Source organism: Pseudomonas sp. GW101-3H06 (assembly GCF_059424605.1).
Genome location: NZ_JBWKZO010000001.1, coordinates 1204123 through 1226321, shown reverse-complemented (window position 1 = coordinate 1226321; position 22199 = coordinate 1204123). Strand labels below are relative to the sequence as shown.

The 22199-nt window shown below is 56.4% G+C and carries 25 protein-coding genes and 1 tRNA gene; 8 read left to right on the top strand and 18 right to left on the bottom strand.

The window, feature by feature from the left end; all coding sequences use genetic code 11:
- Window positions 1–16: 16 nt before the first annotated feature.
- The 11 genes from ndk to trmJ form a co-directional block, all read right to left on the bottom strand.
- A complete protein-coding gene (gene ndk, locus AC07ZE_RS05600) occupies window positions 17–442 on the bottom strand; it encodes a nucleoside-diphosphate kinase (protein ID WP_007964426.1) in 426 nt (141 codons plus the stop codon).
- An 88-nt stretch (window positions 443–530) separates the two neighbouring features.
- Window positions 531–731: a Fe-S cluster assembly protein IscX gene (gene iscX, locus AC07ZE_RS05595; protein ID WP_207262170.1), complete on the bottom strand. Its 201-nt coding sequence runs from the start codon at window positions 729–731 to the stop codon at window positions 531–533.
- A 14-nt stretch (window positions 732–745) separates the two neighbouring features.
- On the bottom strand, window positions 746–1087 hold the full coding sequence (gene fdx, locus AC07ZE_RS05590) for an ISC system 2Fe-2S type ferredoxin (protein WP_207262164.1): 342 nt from the start codon (window positions 1085–1087) through the stop codon (window positions 746–748).
- Window positions 1088–1089: 2 nt separating this feature from the next.
- Window positions 1090–2952 (bottom strand): Fe-S protein assembly chaperone HscA, encoded by a 1863-nt coding sequence (hscA, locus tag AC07ZE_RS05585; protein WP_207262163.1) that lies wholly within the window; start codon window positions 2950–2952, stop codon window positions 1090–1092.
- Window positions 2953–3003: 51 nt separating this feature from the next.
- Entirely contained in the window at window positions 3004–3525 is a 522-nt protein-coding gene (hscB, locus tag AC07ZE_RS05580) for a co-chaperone HscB (protein ID WP_095193778.1), read from the bottom strand.
- Window positions 3526–3533: 8 nt separating this feature from the next.
- Window positions 3534–3857, bottom strand: a complete 324-nt coding sequence (iscA, locus tag AC07ZE_RS05575) for an iron-sulfur cluster assembly protein IscA (protein ID WP_003227904.1) — start codon at window positions 3855–3857, stop codon at window positions 3534–3536.
- A 34-nt stretch (window positions 3858–3891) separates the two neighbouring features.
- A complete protein-coding gene (gene iscU, locus AC07ZE_RS05570) occupies window positions 3892–4278 on the bottom strand; it encodes a Fe-S cluster assembly scaffold IscU (protein ID WP_007974006.1) in 387 nt (128 codons plus the stop codon).
- 83 nt (window positions 4279–4361) lie between these two features.
- Window positions 4362–5576, bottom strand: a complete 1215-nt coding sequence (locus AC07ZE_RS05565) for an IscS subfamily cysteine desulfurase (RefSeq protein ID WP_137804819.1) — start codon at window positions 5574–5576, stop codon at window positions 4362–4364.
- Between the two features lie 50 nt (window positions 5577–5626).
- The gene (iscR, locus tag AC07ZE_RS05560) at window positions 5627–6118 is read right to left on the bottom strand and encodes a Fe-S cluster assembly transcriptional regulator IscR (protein WP_007903581.1); all 492 of its coding nucleotides are present in this window, start codon (window positions 6116–6118) and stop codon (window positions 5627–5629) included.
- Window positions 6119–6301: 183 nt separating this feature from the next.
- Window positions 6302–7078 (bottom strand): serine O-acetyltransferase, encoded by a 777-nt coding sequence (gene cysE, locus AC07ZE_RS05555; RefSeq protein ID WP_207262162.1) that lies wholly within the window; start codon window positions 7076–7078, stop codon window positions 6302–6304.
- A 2-nt stretch (window positions 7079–7080) separates the two neighbouring features.
- Window positions 7081–7851: a tRNA (cytosine(32)/uridine(32)-2'-O)-methyltransferase TrmJ gene (trmJ, locus tag AC07ZE_RS05550; RefSeq protein ID WP_207262161.1), complete on the bottom strand. Its 771-nt coding sequence runs from the start codon at window positions 7849–7851 to the stop codon at window positions 7081–7083.
- A 145-nt stretch (window positions 7852–7996) separates the two neighbouring features.
- On the opposite strand from trmJ, the gene suhB reads away from it, so the two are divergent.
- Entirely contained in the window at window positions 7997–8815 is an 819-nt protein-coding gene (suhB, locus tag AC07ZE_RS05545; protein WP_207262160.1) for a type III secretion system regulator SuhB, read from the top strand.
- Window positions 8816–9065: 250 nt separating this feature from the next.
- On the opposite strand, the gene AC07ZE_RS05540 is transcribed toward suhB, so the two are convergent.
- The 6 genes from AC07ZE_RS05540 to queA form a co-directional block, all read right to left on the bottom strand.
- Complete coding sequence (locus AC07ZE_RS05540; RefSeq protein WP_207262152.1) at window positions 9066–9617, bottom strand: glycine zipper 2TM domain-containing protein; 552 nt, start codon at window positions 9615–9617, stop codon at window positions 9066–9068.
- Window positions 9618–9736: 119 nt separating this feature from the next.
- On the bottom strand, window positions 9737–10651 hold the full coding sequence (secF, locus tag AC07ZE_RS05535) for a protein translocase subunit SecF (protein WP_095193782.1): 915 nt from the start codon (window positions 10649–10651) through the stop codon (window positions 9737–9739).
- Between the two features lie 9 nt (window positions 10652–10660).
- Window positions 10661–12529, bottom strand: coding sequence for a protein translocase subunit SecD (gene secD / locus AC07ZE_RS05530; RefSeq protein ID WP_095193783.1), 1869 nt, complete (start codon window positions 12527–12529; stop codon window positions 10661–10663).
- 63 nt (window positions 12530–12592) lie between these two features.
- Entirely contained in the window at window positions 12593–12928 is a 336-nt protein-coding gene (gene yajC, locus AC07ZE_RS05525) for a preprotein translocase subunit YajC (RefSeq protein ID WP_007956696.1), read from the bottom strand.
- Window positions 12929–12971: 43 nt separating this feature from the next.
- Complete coding sequence (gene tgt / locus AC07ZE_RS05520; protein WP_207267764.1) at window positions 12972–14087, bottom strand: tRNA guanosine(34) transglycosylase Tgt; 1116 nt, start codon at window positions 14085–14087, stop codon at window positions 12972–12974.
- Between the two features lie 14 nt (window positions 14088–14101).
- Window positions 14102–15166, bottom strand: coding sequence for a tRNA preQ1(34) S-adenosylmethionine ribosyltransferase-isomerase QueA (gene queA, locus AC07ZE_RS05515; protein WP_207262150.1), 1065 nt, complete (start codon window positions 15164–15166; stop codon window positions 14102–14104).
- A gap of 107 nt (window positions 15167–15273) precedes the next feature.
- On the opposite strand from queA, the gene AC07ZE_RS05510 reads away from it, so the two are divergent.
- From AC07ZE_RS05510 to AC07ZE_RS05485, 6 genes are all read left to right on the top strand, one after another.
- A tRNA-Leu gene (locus tag AC07ZE_RS05510) sits at window positions 15274–15358 on the top strand.
- A 152-nt stretch (window positions 15359–15510) separates the two neighbouring features.
- Entirely contained in the window at window positions 15511–15840 is a 330-nt protein-coding gene (locus AC07ZE_RS05505; protein ID WP_207262142.1) for a hypothetical protein, read from the top strand.
- A gap of 90 nt (window positions 15841–15930) precedes the next feature.
- The gene (locus AC07ZE_RS05500) at window positions 15931–16431 is read left to right on the top strand and encodes a DUF3916 domain-containing protein (protein ID WP_207262140.1); all 501 of its coding nucleotides are present in this window, start codon (window positions 15931–15933) and stop codon (window positions 16429–16431) included.
- 272 nt (window positions 16432–16703) lie between these two features.
- Entirely contained in the window at window positions 16704–18209 is a 1506-nt protein-coding gene (locus AC07ZE_RS05495; RefSeq protein ID WP_207262137.1) for a hypothetical protein, read from the top strand.
- Window positions 18210–18413: 204 nt separating this feature from the next.
- Window positions 18414–19223, top strand: a complete 810-nt coding sequence (locus tag AC07ZE_RS05490; protein WP_310650357.1) for an HNH endonuclease — start codon at window positions 18414–18416, stop codon at window positions 19221–19223.
- Window positions 19224–19719: 496 nt separating this feature from the next.
- The gene (locus AC07ZE_RS05485) at window positions 19720–20031 is read left to right on the top strand and encodes a DUF3077 domain-containing protein (RefSeq protein ID WP_207262135.1); all 312 of its coding nucleotides are present in this window, start codon (window positions 19720–19722) and stop codon (window positions 20029–20031) included.
- A gap of 167 nt (window positions 20032–20198) precedes the next feature.
- Here AC07ZE_RS05485 and AC07ZE_RS05480 read toward each other — a convergent pair whose 3' ends face one another.
- Window positions 20199–20567, bottom strand: a complete 369-nt coding sequence (locus tag AC07ZE_RS05480; RefSeq protein ID WP_095193791.1) for a PH domain-containing protein — start codon at window positions 20565–20567, stop codon at window positions 20199–20201.
- A gap of 314 nt (window positions 20568–20881) precedes the next feature.
- On the opposite strand from AC07ZE_RS05480, the gene AC07ZE_RS05475 reads away from it, so the two are divergent.
- Window positions 20882–21862, top strand: a complete 981-nt coding sequence (locus AC07ZE_RS05475) for an RHS repeat-associated core domain-containing protein (protein ID WP_207262133.1) — start codon at window positions 20882–20884, stop codon at window positions 21860–21862.
- Window positions 21863–22199 lie beyond the last annotated feature (337 nt).

Here is a 22199-nt window from a genome sequence, read left to right as displayed (position 1 = left end):
ACTCTTAAGCCAATGCTTAGCGAGTGGTTACTTCAGTAGCTGCGAAGAAGTACGAGATTTCGCGAGCGGCAGCGGCTTCGGAGTCCGAGCCGTGTACAGCGTTGGCGTCGATGGATTCAGCGAAGTCAGCACGGATGGTGCCGGCAGCTGCTTCTTTAGGGTTGGTAGCGCCCATCAGCTCACGGTTCAGAGCGATGGCGTTTTCGCCTTCCAGAACCTGAACGACAACCGGACCGGAGATCATGAAAGCAACCAGGTCACCGAAGAAACCGCGCTCTTTGTGCTCAGCGTAGAAGCCTTCGGCTTCAGCTTTGGACAGTTGCTTCAGTTTCGAAGCTACAACGCGCAGGCCTGCTTTTTCGAAACGGGTGGTGATCTCGCCGATCACGTTTTTAGCAACGGCGTCAGGCTTGATGATGGAGAAAGTACGTTGAACAGCCATGGTGTAACTCCAGAAACGGTAATTTGCGAAAAATTAAACCCGCGAATTATACGCGGGTTCTTGGGTATTGCCTAACCTGCAGCGTGGCTCAGTCGCGTTCTTCGATCCAGTGGGCCTGAATGGCCTCCAGGATCTTTTCGCCACAATGTTCAGGCTTGTCGTCGAACTCGGGCAATTCCATCACCCATTTGCGCAGATCGACGAAGTTGACCGACATAGGGTCGATATCGGGCTTGGTTTCAGCCAGCTGGATCGCGATTTCCAGCACATCAGTCCACTTGAGACTCATGACAATTCCTTGAATCAGTGCGGCGCTTCGGCTGCGTGGTTGAGCGAGTATTTCGGAATTTCGACGGTCAGGTCTTCTGTCCCGACCTTGGCCTGACACCCCAGGCGCGACTGAGCTTCCAGCCCCCAAGCCTTGTCAAGATAGTCCTCTTCCAGCTCATCGGCTTCTTCCAGCGAGTCAAAACCCTCGCGGATGATGCAGTGACAGGTGGTGCAGGCGCAGACGCCGCCACAGGCACTTTCCATTTCGATGTGATGTTCGTGGGCCAACTCGAGGATGGAAATGCCGGGTTCAGCCTCCACAACCATGCCTTCCGGGCAAAACTTTTCGTGTGGCAGAAAAATGACCTGCGGCATCGTTATTCCTCAATCTCATTCAGGTTGCGCCCCGCCAGCGCAGCTTTCACCGTCGAGTCCAGGCGGCGGGCAGCAAAGGCATCGGTCACTTGCGACAGACGCTTGGTCTGCTGCTCGATGGCGTAACCATCGGTACCTTTCATCAGTTCGGTCAGTTCCTGCACCTGCAGCTCGATGACCATGCGCTCATCGGCATCAAGCAAGCGCTCGCCGTCGGCTTCCAGGGCAGCCTGTACCGCTTCGATCAGGCGCTGGGCATCGACCTGCTGCTCGCGCAATACGCGGGCCACCTTGTCGTCGTTGGCGTGCTGGAAGGAATCCTTGAGCATCTTGGCGATTTCGCCGTCGGTCAGGCCGTAGGATGGCTTGACCTGGATGCTGGCTTCGACACCCGAGCCCAGCTCACGAGCGGAGACGCTCAGCAGACCGTCGGCATCGACCTGGAAGGTCACGCGAATCTTCGCCGCTCCGGCAACCATCGCCGGAATGCCACGCAATTCGAAGCGCGCCAGGGAGCGACAGTCGCTGATCAGCTCGCGCTCGCCCTGCAATACGTGGATCGCCATGGCCGACTGGCCATCTTTATAAGTGGTGAAGTCCTGGGCGCGGGCAACGGGGATGGTGGTGTTGCGCGGAATCACCTTCTCCATCAGGCCACCCATGGTTTCCAGCCCCAGGGACAACGGAATCACGTCAAGCAGCAGCAATTCACTGCCATCGCGCTTGTTGCCGGCCAGGGTATCGGCCTGGATCGCGGCACCGATGGCCACCACTTGATCCGGATCGATTTCAGTCAGCGGCTGGCGACCGAAGGCTTCGGCGACGGCTTCGCGCACGCGCGGAACACGGGTCGAACCACCGACCATCACCACCGCATGCACTTCTTCCAGTTCGATACCGGAGTCGCGAACGGCGCGGCGACAGGCCTTCAGGCTGCGGGCAACCATTGGCTCGATCAGCGCATTGAAAGCTTCGCGGGACAGCTCGGCTTTCCAGTCGCCATAAACGACTTCAACCGAAGCGGCATGGGTCAGCGCTTCTTTTGCCGCGCAAGCGGTTTGCAGCAGATTGCGTTGCTCACCCGGATCGAGATCGGCGGACAAGCCGGCGCTCTCGATGATCCAGCCGGCGATTGCATGGTCGAAGTCATCGCCACCCAGGGCACTGTCGCCACCGGTGGCCAGCACTTCGAATACACCACCGGTCAGACGCAGAATCGAAATATCGAAGGTGCCGCCGCCCAGGTCATAAATGGCGACCAGGCCCTCGGCGTGCTGATCCAGACCATATGCCACCGCCGCCGCGGTCGGCTCATTGAGCAAACGCAGCACGTTGAGACCGGCCAGCTTGGCCGCATCCTTGGTGGCTTGACGCTGAGCGTCGTCGAAATAGGCCGGAACGGTAATCACCGCACCTACCAGCTCCCCGCCCAAAGTGGCTTCGGCGCGCTGGCGCAGGACCTTGAGGATATCGGCGGAGACTTCGACCGGGCTTTTCGGGCCCTGGATCGTGTCGATGAACGGCATGTGCGATTCGCCACCGACAAAGCGGTACGGCAGTTGCTCGCCCAATTGCTTGACGTCGGACAGACCACGACCCATCAAGCGCTTGACCGACAGCACGGTATTCAGGGGATCGGTGGCGGCAGCCAGTTTGGCGGATTCGCCAACCTCGACGTGATCGGCGTGGTAGCGCACGGCAGACGGCAGGATAACCCGCCCTTCTGCGTCGGCCAGAGGCTCGGAAAGTCCACTGCGCAATGCAGCGACCAGCGAATTGGTAGTGCCCAAGTCGATCCCCACAGCCAGACGACGCTGGTGCGGTTGAGGACTTTGGCCGGGTTCGGCGATCTGCAGTAGGGCCATCGTTATCAGGACTTATCTGTATATCAGGCGTGCGACCGGAGCGGCACTGGGTTAATCGTCGAGGCGCTCTTCTAACTGGCGCACTTCGTAGGTGAGCTTGTCGAGGAACTGCATGCGCCGCATCAGGCGTTCGGCCCGTTCACGTTGCGCGGCATCATTCCAGCAAGCTGCGAAGCTTTGGTTCAGTTCATCCTGGGCAGTCTTCAACCGGCGCTTGAACGCGGCAACGCCCGACAAGTCGGCGCTGTCCTGCAGGTCCTCGAGCTCTTCGCGCAATTCCATCTGTTGCAGAAGAAACTCCGGGTCATGCACCGTGACCTCCAGTGGCAGCTCGCCACCATTCAAGGCGAGCAGGTATCGCGCGCGCTTGGGGGGACTCTTGAGCGTCTGGTAGGCCTCGTTGAGGCTCGCGGATTGCTCTAGCGCCAGCCGCTGCTCACGCTCGGAGGCGTCAGCAAAGCGGTCCGGATGAACGCTGCGCGCCAGCTCGCGGTAACGCGAAGCCAGCTGATCGAGGTCCAGATTGAAACTCGGCTGCAGCTCAAATAAAGCGAAATGACAAGGAGTACCCACGAGCAGCCTCAGATGTTGAAGCTTTCGCCGCAGCCACATTCACCGCGCACGTTGGGGTTGTTGAACTTGAAGCCTTCGTTCAACCCTTCCTTGACGAAATCGAGCTCGGTGCCGTCCAGGTAGGCCAGGCTTTTCGGGTCGATGATCACTTTTTCGCCGTGACTTTCGAACACCTGATCCTCTGCAACCACCTCGTCGACAAACTCCAGCACGTAGGCAAGGCCGGAACAGCCTGTGGTGCGAACACCCAGGCGAATCCCCTCACCTTTGCCGCGCCCGTCGAGGGAGCGTCGCACGTGTCGAGCAGCCGCTTCTGTCATGCTGATAGCCATCGGTGACTCCTTACTCGTCGCCAAATCCTGAAAGTCAGATCAAGCCTTTCTTCTGCTTGTAGTCGCGAACGGCCGCCTTGATGGCGTCTTCAGCGAGCACGGAGCAGTGAATTTTCACTGGCGGCAGCGCCAGTTCTTCGGCCAGCTGGGTGTTCTTGATGGTTTCTGCCTCGTCCAGCGTCTTGCCCTTCATCCACTCAGTGGCCAGGGAGCTGGAAGCGATGGCCGAACCGCAGCCATAGGTCTTGAACTTGGCATCTTCGATGATGCCGGCGTCGTTGACCTTGATCTGCAGGCGCATCACGTCGCCGCAAGCCGGTGCGCCGACCATGCCGGTGCCGACATCAGGATCTTCCGCGTCCATCTTGCCGACGTTGCGCGGGTTTTCGTAGTGGTCGATGACCTTTTCGCTGTAAGCCATGGTTCTTAATCCTCACTCATCAGAGAGTCGCTCTTAAAGCCCCGGAACCTGGGTCCGCAGGGCTGGTTCGCGGCGACTTGAAATCAGTGTGCCGCCCACTCGATTTTCGAAATGTCGACACCGTCTTTGTACATGTCCCACAGCGGCGACAGAGCGCGCAGCTTGGTTACGGCCTCGCAGACTTTCTGCGCGGCGTAGTCGATTTCTTCTTCCGTGGTGAAACGGCCGAAGGTGAAACGGATCGAGCTGTGTGCCAGTTCGTCGTTGCGGCCCAGGGCGCGCAGTACGTAGGACGGCTCAAGCGATGCCGAGGTGCAAGCCGAACCGGACGAAACCGCCAGATCCTTGAGCGCCATGATCAGCGACTCGCCTTCAACGTAGTTGAAGCTCAGGTTCAGGTTGTGCGGAACGCGGGCGGTCATGCTGCCGTTGACGTACAGCTCTTCCAGGTGCTCGACCTGCTTGTAGAAGCGGTCGCTCAGGGCCTTGATGCGCGCGTTCTCGGCCGCCATGTCTTCCTTGGCTACGCGGAAGGCTTCACCCATGCCGACGATCTGGTGGGTCGCCAGGGTGCCGGAGCGCATGCCGCGCTCGTGACCGCCGCCGTGCATGGTTGCTTCGATGCGCACACGCGGCTTGCGGCTCACGTACAGGGCGCCGATGCCTTTGGGGCCATAAGTCTTGTGGGCGGAGAACGACATCAGGTCGACTTTCAGCTTCTGCAGGTCGATCTCGACCTTGCCGGTGGACTGAGCGGCGTCGACGTGAAACAGGATGCCTTTGGAACGGGTCAGCTCGCCAATGGCGGCGATATCGTTGACGGTACCGATTTCGTTGTTCACGTGCATGACCGAAACCAGGATGGTGTCGTCGCGCAGCTCGGCTTCGACCATCTCCGGAGTCACCAGGCCGTCAGTACGAGGCTCGATGTAGGTGACTTCAAAGCCTTCACGCTCCAGTTGGCGCATGGTGTCCAGGACAGCCTTGTGCTCGATCTTGGTGGTGATCAGGTGCTTGCCTTTGGTGGCGTAGAAATGTGCCGCACCCTTGATTGCCAGGTTGTCGGATTCGGTGGCACCGGAGGTCCAGACGATTTCGCGCGGGTCGGCATTGACCAGGTCGGCCACCTGACGACGGGCGTTTTCGACGGACTCTTCAGCTTTCCAGCCGAACACGTGGGAACGGGACGCCGGGTTACCGAAGTTTCCGTCGACCAGCAGGCATTCACTCATTTTTTGCGCGACACGCGGATCAACCGGGGTAGTCGCAGAGTAATCAAGGTAAATCGGCAATTTCATGGACTATCTCCTAAATCAGGCTGGCTGGCGCGCCGTTAGCTCTCTGGCTGTCATTCGACGGCGGACGCTTCAATCTTGTCCAGGCGTGGCGCCTTGCTGTTGCAACGGCGTTGATCCTGACGCTGGGCTACTTCTTGTACCTCACGGCGAGTCACAAGGTCAGCCAAGCTGATACCGCTCAGAAATTCGTGAATCTGCAGGCTCAGATCGCACCACAAGTGGTGGGTCAGGCAGGTGTCGCCTTGATGGCAATCACCCTGGCCTTGGCATTTGGTGGCATCGACCGATTCGTTCACCGCATCGATCACCTGGGCGACCTGGATACCTTGCATGTCCCGTGACAGCTGGTAACCGCCGCCTGGCCCACGAACGCTGGACACCAGGTTGCTGCGGCGCAGCTTGGCGAACAGCTGCTCGAGGTAGGACAGGGAGATGCCTTGGCGCTCGGAGATATCGGCCAGGGACACGGGCCCGTGCTGCGCGTGCAACGCCAGATCGAGCATGGCGGTCACGGCGTATCGGCCTTTTGTAGTCAGTCGCATGGACAATTACCACGGAGTTCGGAATGGAGCGAGTATGCAATTCCCGAGTATTTAAGTCAACTATAAGACCTAGTACTTTAGTCAGGTTTACCCGCAAAGAGCGGGCGCATGATATCAGGGTCTGCGGCTTAATGGCACACCGCTTAGCGCTGTGCCATTGCCTGAATACGACCTGCAAAGGCGTTAACTGGCCTTAGTCTGATCCTTGTCCTTCACACAGGCGAAGTCTTCTTCGCGCAGCTCAGGCAGATCCTTGGCACAGTAATTACTGCCCAGATCCTTCAACGCCCCGCACATCCCCTCCAGACGACCATCCACGGCCTGCAGGTGATCAAGCAGTTGATTGATGGCGCGAGCCACCGGGTCCGGCATGTCTTCGCTGACACCATAAGCATCAAAACCGATTTTCTCGGCCATGGCCTTGCGCTTGGCATCTTGCTCCTCATCGGACTTGACGATAATCCGCCCCGGAATCCCGACAACGGTCGCACCCGCCGGCACCGCCTTGGTGACCACTGCATTGGAACCGACCTTGGCCCCGGCACCGACCGTGAACGGGCCAAGCACCTTGGCGCCAGCGCCGACCACCACACCATCTTCAAGGGTCGGGTGACGCTTGCCCTTGTTCCAGCTGGTGCCGCCCAGGGTCACGCCCTGATACAGGGTCACATCATTGCCGATCTCGGCGGTTTCACCGATGACAATGCCCATGCCGTGGTCAATAAAGAAACGCCGACCGACCCTGGCACCCGGATGGATCTCGATCCCGGTCAGCCAGCGACCGAAGTTCGACACCAGCCGCGCCAGCCATTTCAGGTCGGCACGCCACAACATCGATGACAGCCGATGGATCCAGATGGCATGCATGCCCGGGTAGCAGGTCAGAACTTCAAAAGCATTACGCGCCGCTGGATCACGATGGAAAACACTCTGGATATCTTCACGCAAACGCTCGAACATCATTAATCCTTCCGCTTCAGAAGCTCGCCACGGGCCGCTTTTTGGGTTTCCGTGAGGATGCCACGCAATATATTCATTTCCGCCCGGCTGACCGAGCTGCGTCCGTACAACCGGCGCAGGCGCGCCATCAAGTGCCGTGGCTTTTGCGGATCGAGAAACTCAATGGCCACCAGGGTCTGCTCCAGGTGTTCATAGAATCGCTCCAGCTCATCCATGGTCGCCAGCTCAGCGCTTTTGACCGATGCCACTTCTTCCTTCTCGACCTTGCTTGGCTGACCTTCGGCCGCCAGCCAGGACATGCGCACTTCATAACTCAACACCTGCACCGCCGCCCCAAGGTTCAGCGAGCTGAACTCAGGGTCGGATGGGATGTGCACGTGATAATGACATCGCTGCAGCTCTTCATTGGTCAGGCCGGAATCTTCACGACCGAACACCAGGGCGATCTCGGCGCCCTGCCCGGCTTCCTCCACCACTTTCGCACCGCATTCACGGGGATCGAGCAGCGGCCAGGGAATCCGGCGGTCACGGGCGCTGGTGCCGAGCACCAGATTGCAGCCGACCAAGGCATCTTCCAAGGTGGCGACGACTTGCGCTTTTTCAAGGATGTCTCCGGCACCGGAGGCACGGGCATCGGCCTCGTGATGCGGGAACAAGCGTGGCTCGACCAGCACCAGCCGCGACAGCCCCATGTTTTTCATGGCGCGCGCAGTCCCGCCGATATTGCCCGGATGGCTGGTATTGACCAGGACGACACGAATGTTTTGCAGCAAGGGAGGCGCTCTCGAACACATTATCGGGAGCAGAATCTTACAGCGCTCACTACCGTTAAGCCATGAAAGCGAACGTCGTCCTTCACCTGTAGAAACTTTCTGATAGAATGCCCGGCTTTCTTTAACAACCTTAGGTGACACATCCATGCAGCCCATGCTGAATATCGCGCTGCGCGCCGCCCGCAGCGCCAGTGAATTGATCTTCCGCTCCATCGAGCGCCTGGATACCATCAAGGTCGACGAAAAAGACGCCAAGGATTACGTATCCGAGGTGGACCGCGCCGCTGAACAGAAAATCATCGACGCGCTGCGCAAGGCTTACCCGAACCATTCGATCATGGGTGAAGAGACCGGCCTGCACGCCGGTACCGGGATCGAAGGCGAAGAGTACCTGTGGATCATCGACCCACTGGACGGCACCACCAACTTCCTGCGCGGCATTCCTCACTTCGCTGTCAGCATCGCCTGCAAATACCGCGGTCGCCTGGAACACGCCGTTGTTCTGGACCCGGTTCGCCAGGAAGAATTCACCGCCAGCCGTGGTCGCGGCGCTCAACTGAACGGTCGTCGCCTGCGCGTCAGCGGCCGCACCAGCCTGGAAGGCGCCCTGCTGGGTACTGGTTTCCCGTTCCGTGACGACCAGATGGACAACCTCGACAACTACCTGGGCATGTTCCGCGCCCTGGTTGGCCAGACCGCCGGCATCCGCCGCGCAGGTTCGGCAAGCCTGGACCTGGCCTACGTGGCCGCCGGTCGTTTCGACGCCTTCTGGGAGTCGGGACTGTCCGAGTGGGACATGGCCGCAGGCGCCCTGCTGATTCAGGAAGCAGGCGGCCTGGTGAGCGACTTCACCGGTGGTCACGACTTCCTTGAAAAAGGCCACGTCGTTGCCGGCAACACCAAATGCTTCAAGGCAGTCCTGACGGCGATTCAGCCGCACCTGCCGGCCTCGCTGAAGCGTTAAGCGCCCAAGCGACAGAAAAGCACCCTTCGGGGTGCTTTTTTTATGCCTGGAATCCATCTCCGGCAACAACACTAACCCCCTGTGGGAGCGACCCTGCTCGCGAAAGCGGTGTATCAGCCGCCATCATTGCTGGATGCGAGGACGCCTTCGCGAGCAGGCTCGCTCCCACAGGGGATTGGGGTGCGGCATGACTCGTGCGCACAAAAAAGCACCCCGCAGGGTGCTTCTTTTTGAATCTGACTTCAGCGGATCAATGCGCCTGCTGATTCTCCGACAAGATCAACTTGCCCTCTTTATCCACTGGAATCTGGTTACCAGGATCGCGATCCATTCGCACTTTCCCCTCTTTACCGTCCAGCGAGTAGCGCACGTCGTAACCCACGACCTTGTCACTGATGTCATTCACCGTATTACAACGGGTTTGCGTCGTGGTGTAGGTGTCACGCTCTTGCATGCCTTCCTGAACCTTGTTGCCGGCGTAACCACCACCGACCGCGCCGGCCACCGTGGCAATTTTCTTGCCGGTGCCGCCGCCAATCTGGTTACCCAGCAGACCACCCGCCAGCGCACCTACTACGGTACCGGCGATCTGGTGTTGATCTTTCACCGGCGCTTGCCGGGTAACAGCTACATCCTTGCACACTTCACGTGGAGTCTTGATTTGCGTCTTGACCGGCTCAACGGCGAGTACTTGCGCATACTCTGGGCCGCTATCTTTAACCAGGCTGTAGGTGGCCACAGCACCCCCGGCAGTCACACCGACAGCACCCAGTACAGCACCAACCAGCATCGACTTGTTCACATGAACCTCCTGACCATCAAATGCGGGATAAACCCGCGCTTCTCCCAGCCTTGGAGCATAAAAAAAGGCGCGAGTTCAACTCGCGCCCTTTTGGACTACATCGCTGGAGGAAGCCTCCTTCAAGGACGGTCGTCGACTTCCTTCTCGGTATTCACCGTCGGAATCAGGTCTTCGGAACTCAGGTTCAGCCAGATCAGCACCACGTTGGCGATGTAGATCGACGAGTAAGTACCCGCCAGAACACCCACCAGCAGCGCCAGGGAGAAGCCGTACAGGTTGTCGCCACCGAAGAACAACAGTGCCGCGATCGCCAGCAAGGTGGAAACCGAAGTCGCGATGGTCCGCAGCAGGGTCTGGGTGGTCGAGATATTGATGTTCTCGATCAGGCTGGCCTTGCGCAGCACGCGGAAGTTCTCACGAACCCGGTCGAATACCACGATGGTGTCGTTGAGTGAGTAACCGATGATCGCCAGTACCGCCGCCAGCACCGTCAGGTCGAAGGTGATCTGGAAGAACGACAGGATACCGATGGTCACGATCACGTCGTGGATCAGGGACACGATCGCACCAACGGCGAATTTCCACTGAAAGCGGAACGCCAGGTAGATCAGGATGCCGCCCAGCGCCATCAGCATGCCGAGGCCGCCCTGGTCGCGCAGCTCTTCACCCACCTGCGGACCGACGAACTCGACGCGCTTGACCGTCGCCGGGTTGTCGCCGCCGACCTTCTGCAGCGCTTCCGCCACCTGGTGACCCAGTTGCGGATCTTCACCCGGCATGCGCACCAGCAAATCGGTGGTGGCGCCGAAGTTCTGCACCACGGCTTCGTGGTAGCCCGAGGAAACAAGCTGCTCACGCACCTTGGTCACATCGGCCGGACGCTCATAGGTCAGCTCGATGAGCGTACCGCCGGTGAAGTCCAGGCCCCAGTTCATGCCCTTGGTGGCGACGCTGAACAAGGCCAGCACGGTAAGGAACAATGTGACGCCGAACGCAACGTTGCGAACGCCCATGAAGTTGATTGTACGTAACATGGCAGCCCCTTAAATCCACAACTTCTTGAAGTCACGACCGCCGAAGATCAGGTTGACCATCGCGCGGGTGACCATGATGGCCGTGAACATCGAGGTCAGAACCCCGAGGGACATGGTCACGGCGAAGCCCTTGACCGGACCTGTACCCATGGCAAACAGGATCCCGCCCACCAGCAAGGTGGTCAGGTTGGCGTCGAGAATCGCGGTGAATGCGCGACCGAAACCTTCGTTGATTGCCCGCTGTACGCTCATGCCCGCCGCAATCTCTTCACGAATCCGCGAGAAGATCAGTACGTTGGCGTCGACCGCCATACCCATGGTCAACACGATACCGGCGATACCCGGCAGGGTCAGCGTGGCGCCCAGCAGCGACATCAGTGCCAGCAGCAGCACCATGTTCACACCCAGCGCAACCGTGGCGATGATGCCGAAGAAGCGATAGATGGCGATGATGAACAGCGAGACGAACAGCATGCCCCACAGCGACGCATCAACACCCTTGACGATGTTGTCGGCACCCAGGCTTGGACCAATGGTGCGCTCTTCAGCGAAGTACATCGGCGCCGCCAGACCACCGGCACGCAACAGCAGTGCCAGTTCGGACGATTCGCCCTGGCCGGTCAGGCCGGTAATGCGGAATTGCGCACCCAGCGGCGACTGAATGGTCGCCAGGCTGATGATCTTCTTCTCTTCTTTGAACGACTGAACCGGCACTTCTTTTTCGACGCCGTTGACCACTTGCTTGGTGTAAGTGGTAACCGGGCGCTGCTCGATGAAGATCACTGCCATGCTGCGACCGACGTTAGTGCGGGTCGCACGGCTCATCAGCTCGCCGCCGTGGCCGTCCAGACGAATGTTCACTTCCGGCGAACCGTGCTCGCCGAAACCAGCCTTGGCATCAGTCACCTGGTCGCCAGTGATGATCAGACCACGCTCGATCTGCGCCGGAGGACGGTTGCCCTCACGGAACTCGAAGGTCTCGGAAGTGGCTTTCGAAGCACCCGGCTCGGCGGCCAGACGGAATTCGAGGTTGGCCGTCTTGCCGAGGATACGCTTGGCTTCTGCGGTGTCCTGCACGCCCGGCAGCTCAACCACGATACGGTTGGCGCCCTGACGCTGGACGATAGGTTCGGCAACACCCAGCTCGTTGACGCGGTTACGTACCGTGGTCAAGTTCTGCTTGATGGAGTATTCGCGGATTTCCGCCAGCTTCGCCGGGGTCATCGCCAGACGCAGTACCGGTTGACCATTGAGGTCGGCCGGAACAATGTCGAAATCGTTGAAGTTCTTGCGAATGATCGAACGGGCCTGTTCGCGGGTCGCTTCATCGGAGAAGCCCAGCTGAATGGCACCACCCAGTTGCGGCAGGCTGCGATAGCGCAGTTTCTCTTTACGCAACAGGCTCTTGACGTCGCCTTCGTAGACTTTCAGGCGTGCATCCAGGGCTTTGTCCATGTCCACTTCGAGCAGGAAGTGCACACCACCGGACAAGTCCAGACCCAGCTTCATCGGGTGCGCGGCCAGGCTGCGCAACCATTGCGGGGTGGTTTGTGCCAGGTTCAGCGCGACAACGTAGTCATCACCCAGCGCCTTGCGCACGACGTCCTTGGCAGGCAACTGGTCTTCAGCCTTGACCAGGCGAATCAGACCGCCCTTGCCGCCGGCAGCCAGGGTGGCAGCCTTGACGTTGATCCCGGCTTCCTTGAGAGCAGCGCTCACACGGTCCAGATCAGCCTGATTGACCTGCAGCGCAGTGCTTGCACCGCTGACCTGAATGGCCGGGTCATCAGGATAAAGATTGGGAGCGGAATAAATCAGACCGATCGCCAGCACCGCCAGGATCAGAATGTATTTCCACAGAGGGTATTTGTTCAGCATCACGCCGCCCGCTTATGACGCGGGGCGCCTTGCGCGCCCCGTCGATTGAGTAGAAGTTGAAACTTAGATCGCTTTGAGCGTGCCTTTAGGCAGGGTGGCGGCGATGGCGCCTTTCTGGAATTTCATTTCGACGGTGTCGGAAACTTCCAGAACGACGAAATCGTCGGCCACTTTAGTGATCTTGCCGGCGATGCCGCCGGTGGTCACGACTTCGTCGCCTTTCTGCAGGCTGCTCAGCAGGTTCTTCTGCTCTTTGGCGCGCTTGGCCTGTGGACGCCAGATCATCAGGTAGAAGATGACCAGGAAGCCGACCAGGAAAATCCACTCAAAGCCGCCGCCCATTGGGGCTGCCGCAGGTGCAGCAGCGTCTGCCATGGCATTAGAGATAAAAAAGCTCATTTAGCACTCCAGTTGCAAATGTTGAATCTTGGGGTCAGAAAACTCAGTCCAAAGGCGGAACGGGTAGCCCGCGTTTGGCGTAGAAGGCATCGACAAAGGCGGCCAATGTACCCTGTTGAATAGCCTCGCGCAAACCAGCCATAAGCACTTGATAATGACGCAAGTTATGGATGGTATTGAGCATGCTTCCCAGCATTTCGCCGCACTTGTCCAGGTGATGCAGATAAGCGCGGGAGAAGCTCTGGCAGGTATAGCAATCGCAGGTCGGATCCAGCGGCGAATCATCATGGCGATGGAACGCGTTACGGATCTTGATCACGCCAGTATCAATGAACAGATGCCCATTGCGGGCATTACGGGTTGGCATCACGCAATCGAACATGTCCACACCGCGGCGCACACCCTCAACCAGATCTTCCGGCTTGCCAACACCCATAAGGTAACGAGGTTTGTCAGCCGGCATCTGGCCCGGTAGATAATCCAGCACCTTGATCATCTCATGCTTGGGCTCGCCTACCGACAGACCGCCGATCGCCAGACCGTCGAAGCCGATCTTGTCGAGGCCTTCCAGGGAACGCATGCGCAAATCCTGGTGCATGCCGCCCTGAACGATGCCGAACAGCGCCGCCGTGTTGTCGGCATGGGCGTTCTTCGAGCGCTGCGCCCAACGCAGCGACAACTCCATGGACACGCGGGCGACGTCTTCGTCGGCCGGGTACGGCGTGCATTCGTCGAAAATCATCACGATGTCGGAGCCCAGGTCACGCTGGACCTGCATCGACTCTTCCGGGCCCATGAACACTTTCGCGCCATCGACCGGCGAGGCGAAGGTCACGCCCTCCTCCTTGATCTTGCGCATGGCGCCCAGGCTGAACACCTGGAAACCGCCGGAGTCAGTCAGGATCGGGCCTTTCCACTGCATGAAATCGTGCAGGTCGCCGTGCTTCTTGATCACTTCCATGCCCGGGCGCAGCCACAGGTGGAAGGTGTTGCCCAGGATAATTTCAGCGCCAATCGCCTCGATATCCCGTGGCAGCATGCCCTTGACCGTGCCGTAGGTACCGACCGGCATGAAGGCCGGGGTTTCGACGGTGCCACGGGGGAAGGTCAGGCGACCACGACGAGCCTTGCCATCGGTGGCAAGCAGCTCAAACGACATGCGACATTCGCGACTCATACTGTTTCCTCTGGGCCTGGCTCTTTAGGACCGGCAGGCGCGGGGTTACGGGTGATGAACATCGCATCACCGTAGCTGAAAAAGCGGTATCCGTTGTCGACCGCGGCTTTATAGGCGGCCATGGTTTCCGGATAACCGGCAAACGCCGAAACCAGCATCAACAGCGTGGATTCGGGCAAATGGAAGTTAGTGACCAGGGCATCGACCACATGAAACGGCCGGCCCGGGTAGATGAAAATGTCGGTATCGCCACTGAACGGCTTGAGCACGCCATCACGGGCAGCGCTTTCCAGCGAACGCACACTGGTGGTCCCCACCGCCACCACCCGACCGCCGCGCGCGCGACAGGCGGCAACGGCATCGACCACGTCCTGGCCGACTTCCAGCCATTCGCTGTGCATGTGGTGGTCTTCAATCTTCTCCACCCGCACCGGCTGGAAGGTGCCCGCGCCGACGTGCAAGGTCACGAACGCCGTCTCGACGCCCTTGGCCGCGATGGCCTCCATCAGTACCTGATCGAAATGCAGCCCCGCCGTCGGCGCCGCCACCGCGCCCAAACGCTCGGCGTAGACAGTCTGGTAACGCTCGCGGTCCGCGCCCTCATCCGGGCGGTCTATATAAGGAGGCAACGGCATGTGCCCGACGCGGTCGAGCAGCGGCAACACCTCTTCGGCAAACCCCAACTCGAACAACGCATCGTGACGCGCCAGCATCTCGGCCTCGCCACCGCCATCGATCAGGATCTTCGACCCCGGCTTGGGCGACTTGCTGGAGCGCACATGGGCCAGCACGCGATGACTGTCGAGCACCCGCTCCACCAGGATTTCCAGCTTGCCGCCGGAAGCCTTCTGGCCAAACAGCCGCGCCGGAATCACCCGGGTATTGTTGAACACCATCAAATCGCCCGGGCGCAAATGCTCAAGCAAATCAGTGAATTGACGGTGTGCCAGGGCACCGCTGACCCCATCCAGGGTCAACAGGCGACTACCGCGACGCTCGGCCAAAGGATGGCGGGCGATCAGCGAATCAGGGAGCTCGAAAGTAAAGTCAGCAACGCGCATGATGGGGTTCGTCTAGCAGGGCCGGGAAGTCTAGCGGAAATATCAAAAATTCTCCATGTACCTGATTGACCGACGGTTATCACCTCTCTATACTTCGCCGCCATTGAGCCCTGATGGCGGAATTGGTAGACGCGGCGGATTCAAAATCCGTTTTCGAAAGGAGTGGGAGTTCGAGTCTCCCTCGGGGCACCAAAATTAAGAAAGGTCTTGCTTAGCAAGGCCTTTTTTTTCGCCTGCAGAAAAGCACCTGACACCCCACCGACCTGTGGGAGCCAGCCTGCTGGCGATGCTTTTTTGATTTCTCGCACCCTCGGTCAGTCAGACACTTATCAAGGACTTCACCCATGGAATCGCAACTGGAAACCGTCGCCCTCTTCTCTCTTAAGCTGGCTTATGAAGCGGAAGGTTCAAGCCCGATTTTGCGGGATGACTTGGTGATGGGTGATTACCAGCGGGATGTGTTTGAGTTGTTGGTGCGCAGAGGTGATGTCGCAACCATCAAGGGCAAAATGGATGAATGCGTGGAGCTGGCGCTTGAGGCGATAGGCGGGGCTGGTACGCCACTGGGTCGAGAGCTGAATAGATTGTCAGTTGAAGTCAACGCAGCGCAGACGCTGGAGCAGCTTGATACTCCGCTCAGCACGCTCAAGGATTACTTGAAAGATATTCTGTGAATTGTTGAGTTGAGAGAAGGATGAGCGCCTCGTTACTCTGACAGATACAGACAACACGAAAGTCTTTTTCGGCATCACAAGGACGTATCAATGCGGCAAATCGCCCTCAGCAACAAGCCACTCAGAGGCATTCACCGTCGCCTTCGCGCTCTGGAACACTGGGCCTCCACTTTTCGCGACGAGTTTCACCCGCAATCCGAGCGCATGGAGCGCTACACACATTGGAAGATCCCGGTGCACGAGGCCCTGGTCGAAGGCCCCCACGCCAGGATCGAAGATCAGGCCTTCTGCATTCAGCAACTGCTCGAAGCCGCCAGCCACCTGTCCAACGCGGCTGACCGCTCACAGGGTTACTACCGGGTCGCTTGCCTGCTGACATGGCCATGGGTTCATCAGAGCGAGATCACCATATTCTATGATCGGGACTACTATCTGCGCTTTCTCGGTGAGACCAACACGCTCCAGCCAGAGCGGATCAGTCATACGCTTGCATTGCGCACGCCAGAGCATTTCATCGAGCATGGGCATGATGTCACTCAGCCTGATGATGAGGTCGCCGTACAGTGGTGGTGCATTGGGGAACCGGCCTGATATGGCGAAAAATGGAGGACATATTTCTCTCTACGCTACAACTTGTAGCTGAGGAAAATAAGTCCGCCCCTATAACCCAAATAAAACGAACGTTGACAATCGAAATTCGCAACCGACATCCGATAGGCCGCCGCGGACCTCTCAATATTGAGTGGCATTCAGCCACCACTGAGGCTATCTTACATGCAGCAGAAGGTATAAATTGATGGCGCGGGTAACCCCCCAAAAAATTCTATAAGCCTTGAAAACATCAAAAGGACTCGGTTTCTAATATGTCAATATTCGACAAAGGCGTAGATCCAGAAGAATTTAAGATGTACAAAGTTGAAATAGAGTCGAGAATCAAACAGCTATCTGACGCCATTAAAATAAAGACATCAGACTCTGAAGCCTCAGCAGCCGAATCAGCCAGCAACGCACTCAACTCTTTAAATAGCATTAAAACTGTTCAGACAACTATAGAACAGAACCTTAAAGACATATTAGAGTGTAAAAAAGCGGCAGAAGACGAAATTGTCGCAATTGAAAATCTAGCCAAAAATTCGAAAGAACTAAACAAAAATATTTCAGATCTTTTTTTATCTAGCGAAAAAACAAGCACAGCGGTAACTCAACAGCAAACCACGCTATCCGAAGTAGCCGCCGAGATGACAAATGATCTCACCACAATTAGGACCGCACTGTTAGAAGCCCAGAAGCTCCCTGAACAAATTGAGTCCAGCAAAAAACAACTGGACGGGATTACTGCTATAAACAAGGATATTGACGGACTTTTGATTCACTCGATGAAAAGAAAGTCCGACATTGACGAACTACACAAAACCATTTTGGGAGCAGAGGTAAAGGGAGCAGATGGTACCATCGAAAGGGTGGATGGACTTATTGACGAACTGCAAAACGCCTACACGTCTATCAAAGACCAAACTGAAGACATGGAAGCACAAGTCAACAACACAGTTAAAGATCTGATTGGAAAACATGAAGTAAATTTATCCACAGAGAAAGAAAAATTCGAAAAACTTCTGGACACATCAAATAAAAGATATTCAGCTATAAATGATGAAATTTCAGGTTTGCTGCCGGGTGCGATGGCTGCGGGATTGAGCGCTGCCTACGAACAAAAGAAAGATGACGAAATAATTTCATTTGCTGCACATGAATTCAGCTTCAAATTGGCAATTGGACTTATGGTCGCCGTCTCTCTAATCCCATTCGGCGTCGACGTATTTCTATTAGGATGGAAAGGAAATGACTTAGTCGAAGTTATAAAAGGAACCCCAAACCTAATAATTTCCATCCTACCATTATACTTCCCCGTTTTATGGTTTGCATATTCTTCAAGCAAGAAGCTTAATTTATCCAAAAGACTGATTGAAGAATATACGCATAAAGCTGTTCTAGGAAGAACCTTTTCTGGACTATCTAATCAGATCGAATCACTCCCCCGCGAAAGTGTCGTGCGCGACGAACTTAGAACCAGACTACTCTTCAATATGCTTCAAGTAAGCTCTGAAAACCCAGGAAAGTTAATTACTGACTACAATAAAACCGACCACCCTTTAATGGATGCACTTGAAAACAGCGCGAAACTTTCGGACTCAATGGAAAGTCTAGCTAAGCTGCCCGGGTTCTCCACCCTTGCAAAAAAACTGGCTGCCAGAACGGATGAACTGCTCAGTTCGCAAGCAAAAAAAGTAGAAGATGGTTTAGCCGCTCAAGAAAAAATGGAAACACCTTCTGAACAAAATGGCGCAGAAAGCGCGAAACCAATGGTCTAACGATTTTAGTCAGCAGTGTGAAAATGAGGACAGAGTTATCTTCGGAATCAATCCAATAGTAAATCTGTCCCCTTTCCCACATTTTTCCGAAAATAGATCCGTCCTTTTTTTCATTTACCTAAACGCTGATAGGATCCACCACCTTCACGTAGGGCGGTCGGCATCGTGCCGCACTGCATCAGAGGTTGTTCATAGGAGAGAGTTGTGACTGGGAAAAACTGGTTTCACGCAGCGGGTATTCTGTGGCCTCAACTGGTTGAAGCCGCCTCCGAACGGATGACCAGAACGTATGGTGAGCTAGCGCCCTCAGTGCAGACCAACCCGCTCTCAATGCGCTGGGCACTCGATCCGATACAGACATACTGCATTGAAGCAAATCTACCTCCGCTTACGTCCATTGTGATCGGAGCAAAGACGGGGATTCCAGGTAATGGTTTTATAGGTTGTCAGTTGGATGATCTCTACATTGCTCACCAACTCGTTTTTAACTATGACTGGAGCCAGACTCCCAATCCCTATGGAGCCTTTGGTCCGACCGATACTCCGGAATCTTTGGCTCGAGCTCTTATTGAGCAGCCTGAAAATAGCGATGAAATCTATGCCAAGGTCAGAGTTCGAGGGGTGGCACAAACCGTTTTTAAGAGAGCACTGGTGCGAGCGTATGGGCAACAGTGCGCAATGTGTGGGCTCAGCATTTACCAAGCACTCGATGCCGCACATATCATTCCTTGGAGCCTAGCCACCCCGAGCCAACGACTTGATCCGCGGAATGGACTACTGCTGTGCACATTGCATCATCGGTTATTCGATTGTGGGCTTATTACTATCACTTTGGACGGTCAGACTCGGTATTGCGACCCTGATATGGAAGACGGCCCGCACTCCCTAGCGGATAAAAATATGACGATAAGACTGCACGGAAAAAAAGCATACTTACCAAGCAATCCCGAACTGCATCCGAGTCGCGAAGCTCTTGAGCATCACTATCAGCACCACGGCTGGGGAGTGTCGTGATTTAGCGCAGCAGATAAGCTCCATCAAATCCGCATCAGATCGATGCCTTGATGGATTGATATGAATATTTCCGCTAAACCCGGTCAATTCAGGCGAATAGAGCTTGCGTTAGACCCTGTCAGAGGTTGCAGGAAAAAGCTCTGCACGCTACCCTCCCACCGTCGCTGCCAATTCAGCGACCGGGTGTGGTAACCCGAGTTATTCAAGGCGCAACAGCGCCCCAATCACGTCATCAGGCGCTTTTTTTATGCCTGCGGCGTGAGTTATGGCGGCTGTGCGTGGGACGCCCTCGGGCGTGCCGGTTTCCTTGATACCCGGTTTACCACCCTGCGCACAGCTGTCACCCATTCGTGTGGTAACGAACGTGACAGCTCCTCATATCAAGGAGTTGGATAATGCGCAGTATCAATCCGTTTGAAATTTGGCTTTTCTCACTATGCGATTCCCAATCGCGTAACCCCCTCCCCCATTGCCTCTCCGTTCTCGGAGGTGGCCAATGACCGTACAACCCGAACTCAAAACCATCGGCCTAACCCCCGCCATCTACTGTTCCGATCAACCGCTGTTCCACGTCACTCGCGATGTCCCGCTCGGCGATGCATTGGCCATGGCTTCTGATTTTCTGTTTCTCGCCAAGGCGCTGACCCAGGATGCGGCTTATGCCAGGGACACGGATTACCAAGCCTGGGCTGCGCATTATTTGACGGCGATGAGTAAGGCGGTGGTGGATGATGCGGTGAAGGTGCTGACTCGGGATCGGACTTCTGTGCAGGTATCCAAGCAGGCGGCGGCAAAGGCTGAAGAGTAGTCGTTGATGTCTGTGGGTTTGGGTTGTTTGCGATGTTGGCGGCAGGTTCAGGATTGGTGTTGGCTGGGCTGGCGCTTTCGCGAGCAGGCTCGCTCCCACAGGGGGTTTGTGTGTTGGTTGGTATTTGGTTTGGCCCCGGGGGTTCCGGGGCTTTTTGTTGGGGGTGGTTAAAGCAGATGTTGGGAAATCAGCTTGGAAACTTCCACCATCGACGTCTTGCCGGTGAATTCGAATTTCACCTTCCCCAGCGATGAGAAGTAGATCTCCAGCTCGGAATCCAGGTCGAACGTGCCTGAGGTTTCGACCGAGTACGCGACGATGTTTTTGTAGGGCAATGAGGTGAAGTCTTTTTTGCTGCCGGTGATGCCCTGGACGTTGACCGAGATGATGCGTTTGTTGGTGAACACCACGCCGTCGCGCATGGATTTGTAGGCGTCGATAACGTGTTCGCCGTCGATCAACAGGGCGGAAACGCGTTCGGCGTATTCGTCGTTTTGCTTGAGTTTGAAGAATCCTTTGTTGTTGAAATCAATCATCTGTCTTTCCCTGTTTATCAAATGAACTGCTTGAACCTGACTTCAGGCCGTATTTCGATCGAGATTGTCCCACAGGGTAGTCCTGATAGGCGTAGTTTGACCGCGACGTGTGAGTAGCTTGCGATTGGGTAGTACATTCAGCATCGGTGTTGGTTGGGCTGACGCCATTGCGAGCAAGCTTTGCTCAGGGGTTGTGGTGAGTTGGAGGGCTTTGTTGGCCGCAACACCCAACACCTATCAGATCTGCTAGCTATACAGGTCTGATAAACCAGCAGAAGCTGATGTGTATATGGCTATGTTCCGGAGCCTGTCACATGAGTGAAGTATCTAAAAAATCCGCCAATCTCTATCACTACGACCCGCTGGATCGTTTGGTCAGTACTCACTCGATTCAACGTTTCTACAATAACACCCGCATTGCGACCGAAATTCAGGGCGATAGAAAAACTTGTTTTTTCGAACACGAGGCCATACCACTCGCTGAGTTACAACCCGGCAACGCTGTGACCTTACTCAACACAGATCCGCAAAACACGGTGCTGCACAGCATCAAAAATAACCTTATTCATCATCAGGTCTACAGTCCTTACGGCCATCATCCAGCGCAAAGCGGGTTACTCAGCTTGCTGGCGTTTAATGGCGAACGGCGTGATTCCGTGACGGGTCACTATTTATTAGGTCAAGGTTATAGAGCCTACAATCCAGTGCTGATGCGACTTCACGTTCCGGATAAATTCAGTCCTTTTAGGAAAGGTGGTCTCAATGCCTATGCCTACTGCGAAAATGATCCGATCAATTCCGCAGATCCGTCAGGCGAAGCAAAGCTTTTGTTTATCGCGCGCAGAATTTTCAACCAATCAAATGTTTCCGACGCTCTGTCTCGGATTAAGAACAGCCTGGGTAGTGTAAAAAAAGCCAAAGCGATAGCAGCGTCACCGCCAAAGAAACCAGCACCGCCCAGCCCTTCAAGAACGCAACTTGCCAATAACCCAATAGTAAACACAAGCGCCCCGAGGGAACTCAGGCCCCGAACGCTACCCAGCACGCCTGCACGTAGAACAATAGGTGCCAATAAGGCTCCCATTCCGCAAAATCAAAAAGCCATATCCCCTATCTACAACTCTGCTGCTCCTGACGACTGGAACGTTCAACTCATTCCTGGCTCGCCGCAGCCTGCCGTTAGCAGTTCCGCTATAAGGCCTGTTCATAACTACGCTGCTCCAGGCGATTGGGATGTGCATCTAATCCCTGACCCAATGCAACCTTACGTCCGCTTGATTCGCACCGGCCTTTAAACAAGCAGGTTCGGTTACGGCAGGCGGGGGCACTGAGCAGAGAATGTGGGTACCTTGCGTATTTCGCGAACGAGTTCGCTCCTGCGGCCGACAGCGCAAGGGATTGCATCTGCGCTCTAAAACCAACCACTAATCTGATGCTGTTTCTCCCCTCTAATGCTTGCTATACATCCCCCACGACAAGCCCATAGCGGCATTAAGCCACTGAGCGAGGCCGCCGTGCCCCGCTCAACTAGACTTAATGGAGAGTCGTAGGCAGAACCGAACACGTCGCTTTGGTGCAGTTTGATCAATAGCCGCGTGGCAAGCTGCCCTTTATGCCCGGTAGAGGTGCGGC

Bases quoted from the DNA above. Each gene is read 5' to 3' on its own strand.
- AC07ZE_RS05495 (WP_207262137.1), top strand. From the start codon at position 16,704: ATGTCAATATTCGACAAAGGCGTAGATCCAGAAGAATTTAAGATGTAC.
- AC07ZE_RS05475 (WP_207262133.1), top strand. From the start codon at position 20,882: ATGAGTGAAGTATCTAAAAAATCCGCCAATCTCTATCACTACGACCCG.
- AC07ZE_RS05485 (WP_207262135.1), top strand. From the start codon at position 19,720: ATGACCGTACAACCCGAACTCAAAACCATCGGCCTAACCCCCGCCATC.
- tgt (WP_207267764.1), bottom strand. From the start codon at position 14,087: ATGTCGTTTGAGCTGCTTGCCACCGATGGCAAGGCTCGTCGTGGTCGC.
- AC07ZE_RS05565 (WP_137804819.1), bottom strand. From the start codon at position 5,576: ATGAAATTGCCGATTTACCTTGATTACTCTGCGACTACCCCGGTTGAT.
- hscA (WP_207262163.1), bottom strand. From the start codon at position 2,952: ATGGCCCTACTGCAGATCGCCGAACCCGGCCAAAGTCCTCAACCGCAC.
- cysE (WP_207262162.1), bottom strand. From the start codon at position 7,078: ATGTTCGAGCGTTTGCGTGAAGATATCCAGAGTGTTTTCCATCGTGAT.
- ndk (WP_007964426.1), bottom strand. From the start codon at position 442: ATGGCTGTTCAACGTACTTTCTCCATCATCAAGCCTGACGCCGTTGCT.
- fdx (WP_207262164.1), bottom strand. From the start codon at position 1,087: ATGCCGCAGGTCATTTTTCTGCCACACGAAAAGTTTTGCCCGGAAGGC.
- AC07ZE_RS05480 (WP_095193791.1), bottom strand. From the start codon at position 20,567: ATGATTGATTTCAACAACAAAGGATTCTTCAAACTCAAGCAAAACGAC.
- queA (WP_207262150.1), bottom strand. From the start codon at position 15,166: ATGCGCGTTGCTGACTTTACTTTCGAGCTCCCTGATTCGCTGATCGCC.
- iscA (WP_003227904.1), bottom strand. From the start codon at position 3,857: ATGGCTATCAGCATGACAGAAGCGGCTGCTCGACACGTGCGACGCTCC.
- secF (WP_095193782.1), bottom strand. From the start codon at position 10,651: ATGTTACGTACAATCAACTTCATGGGCGTTCGCAACGTTGCGTTCGGC.
- iscX (WP_207262170.1), bottom strand. From the start codon at position 731: ATGAGTCTCAAGTGGACTGATGTGCTGGAAATCGCGATCCAGCTGGCT.
- yajC (WP_007956696.1), bottom strand. From the start codon at position 12,928: ATGAGCTTTTTTATCTCTAATGCCATGGCAGACGCTGCTGCACCTGCG.
- AC07ZE_RS05500 (WP_207262140.1), top strand. From the start codon at position 15,931: ATGCGGCAAATCGCCCTCAGCAACAAGCCACTCAGAGGCATTCACCGT.
- secD (WP_095193783.1), bottom strand. From the start codon at position 12,529: ATGCTGAACAAATACCCTCTGTGGAAATACATTCTGATCCTGGCGGTG.
- AC07ZE_RS05505 (WP_207262142.1), top strand. From the start codon at position 15,511: ATGGAATCGCAACTGGAAACCGTCGCCCTCTTCTCTCTTAAGCTGGCT.
- iscR (WP_007903581.1), bottom strand. From the start codon at position 6,118: ATGCGACTGACTACAAAAGGCCGATACGCCGTGACCGCCATGCTCGAT.
- suhB (WP_207262160.1), top strand. From the start codon at position 7,997: ATGCAGCCCATGCTGAATATCGCGCTGCGCGCCGCCCGCAGCGCCAGT.
- iscU (WP_007974006.1), bottom strand. From the start codon at position 4,278: ATGGCTTACAGCGAAAAGGTCATCGACCACTACGAAAACCCGCGCAAC.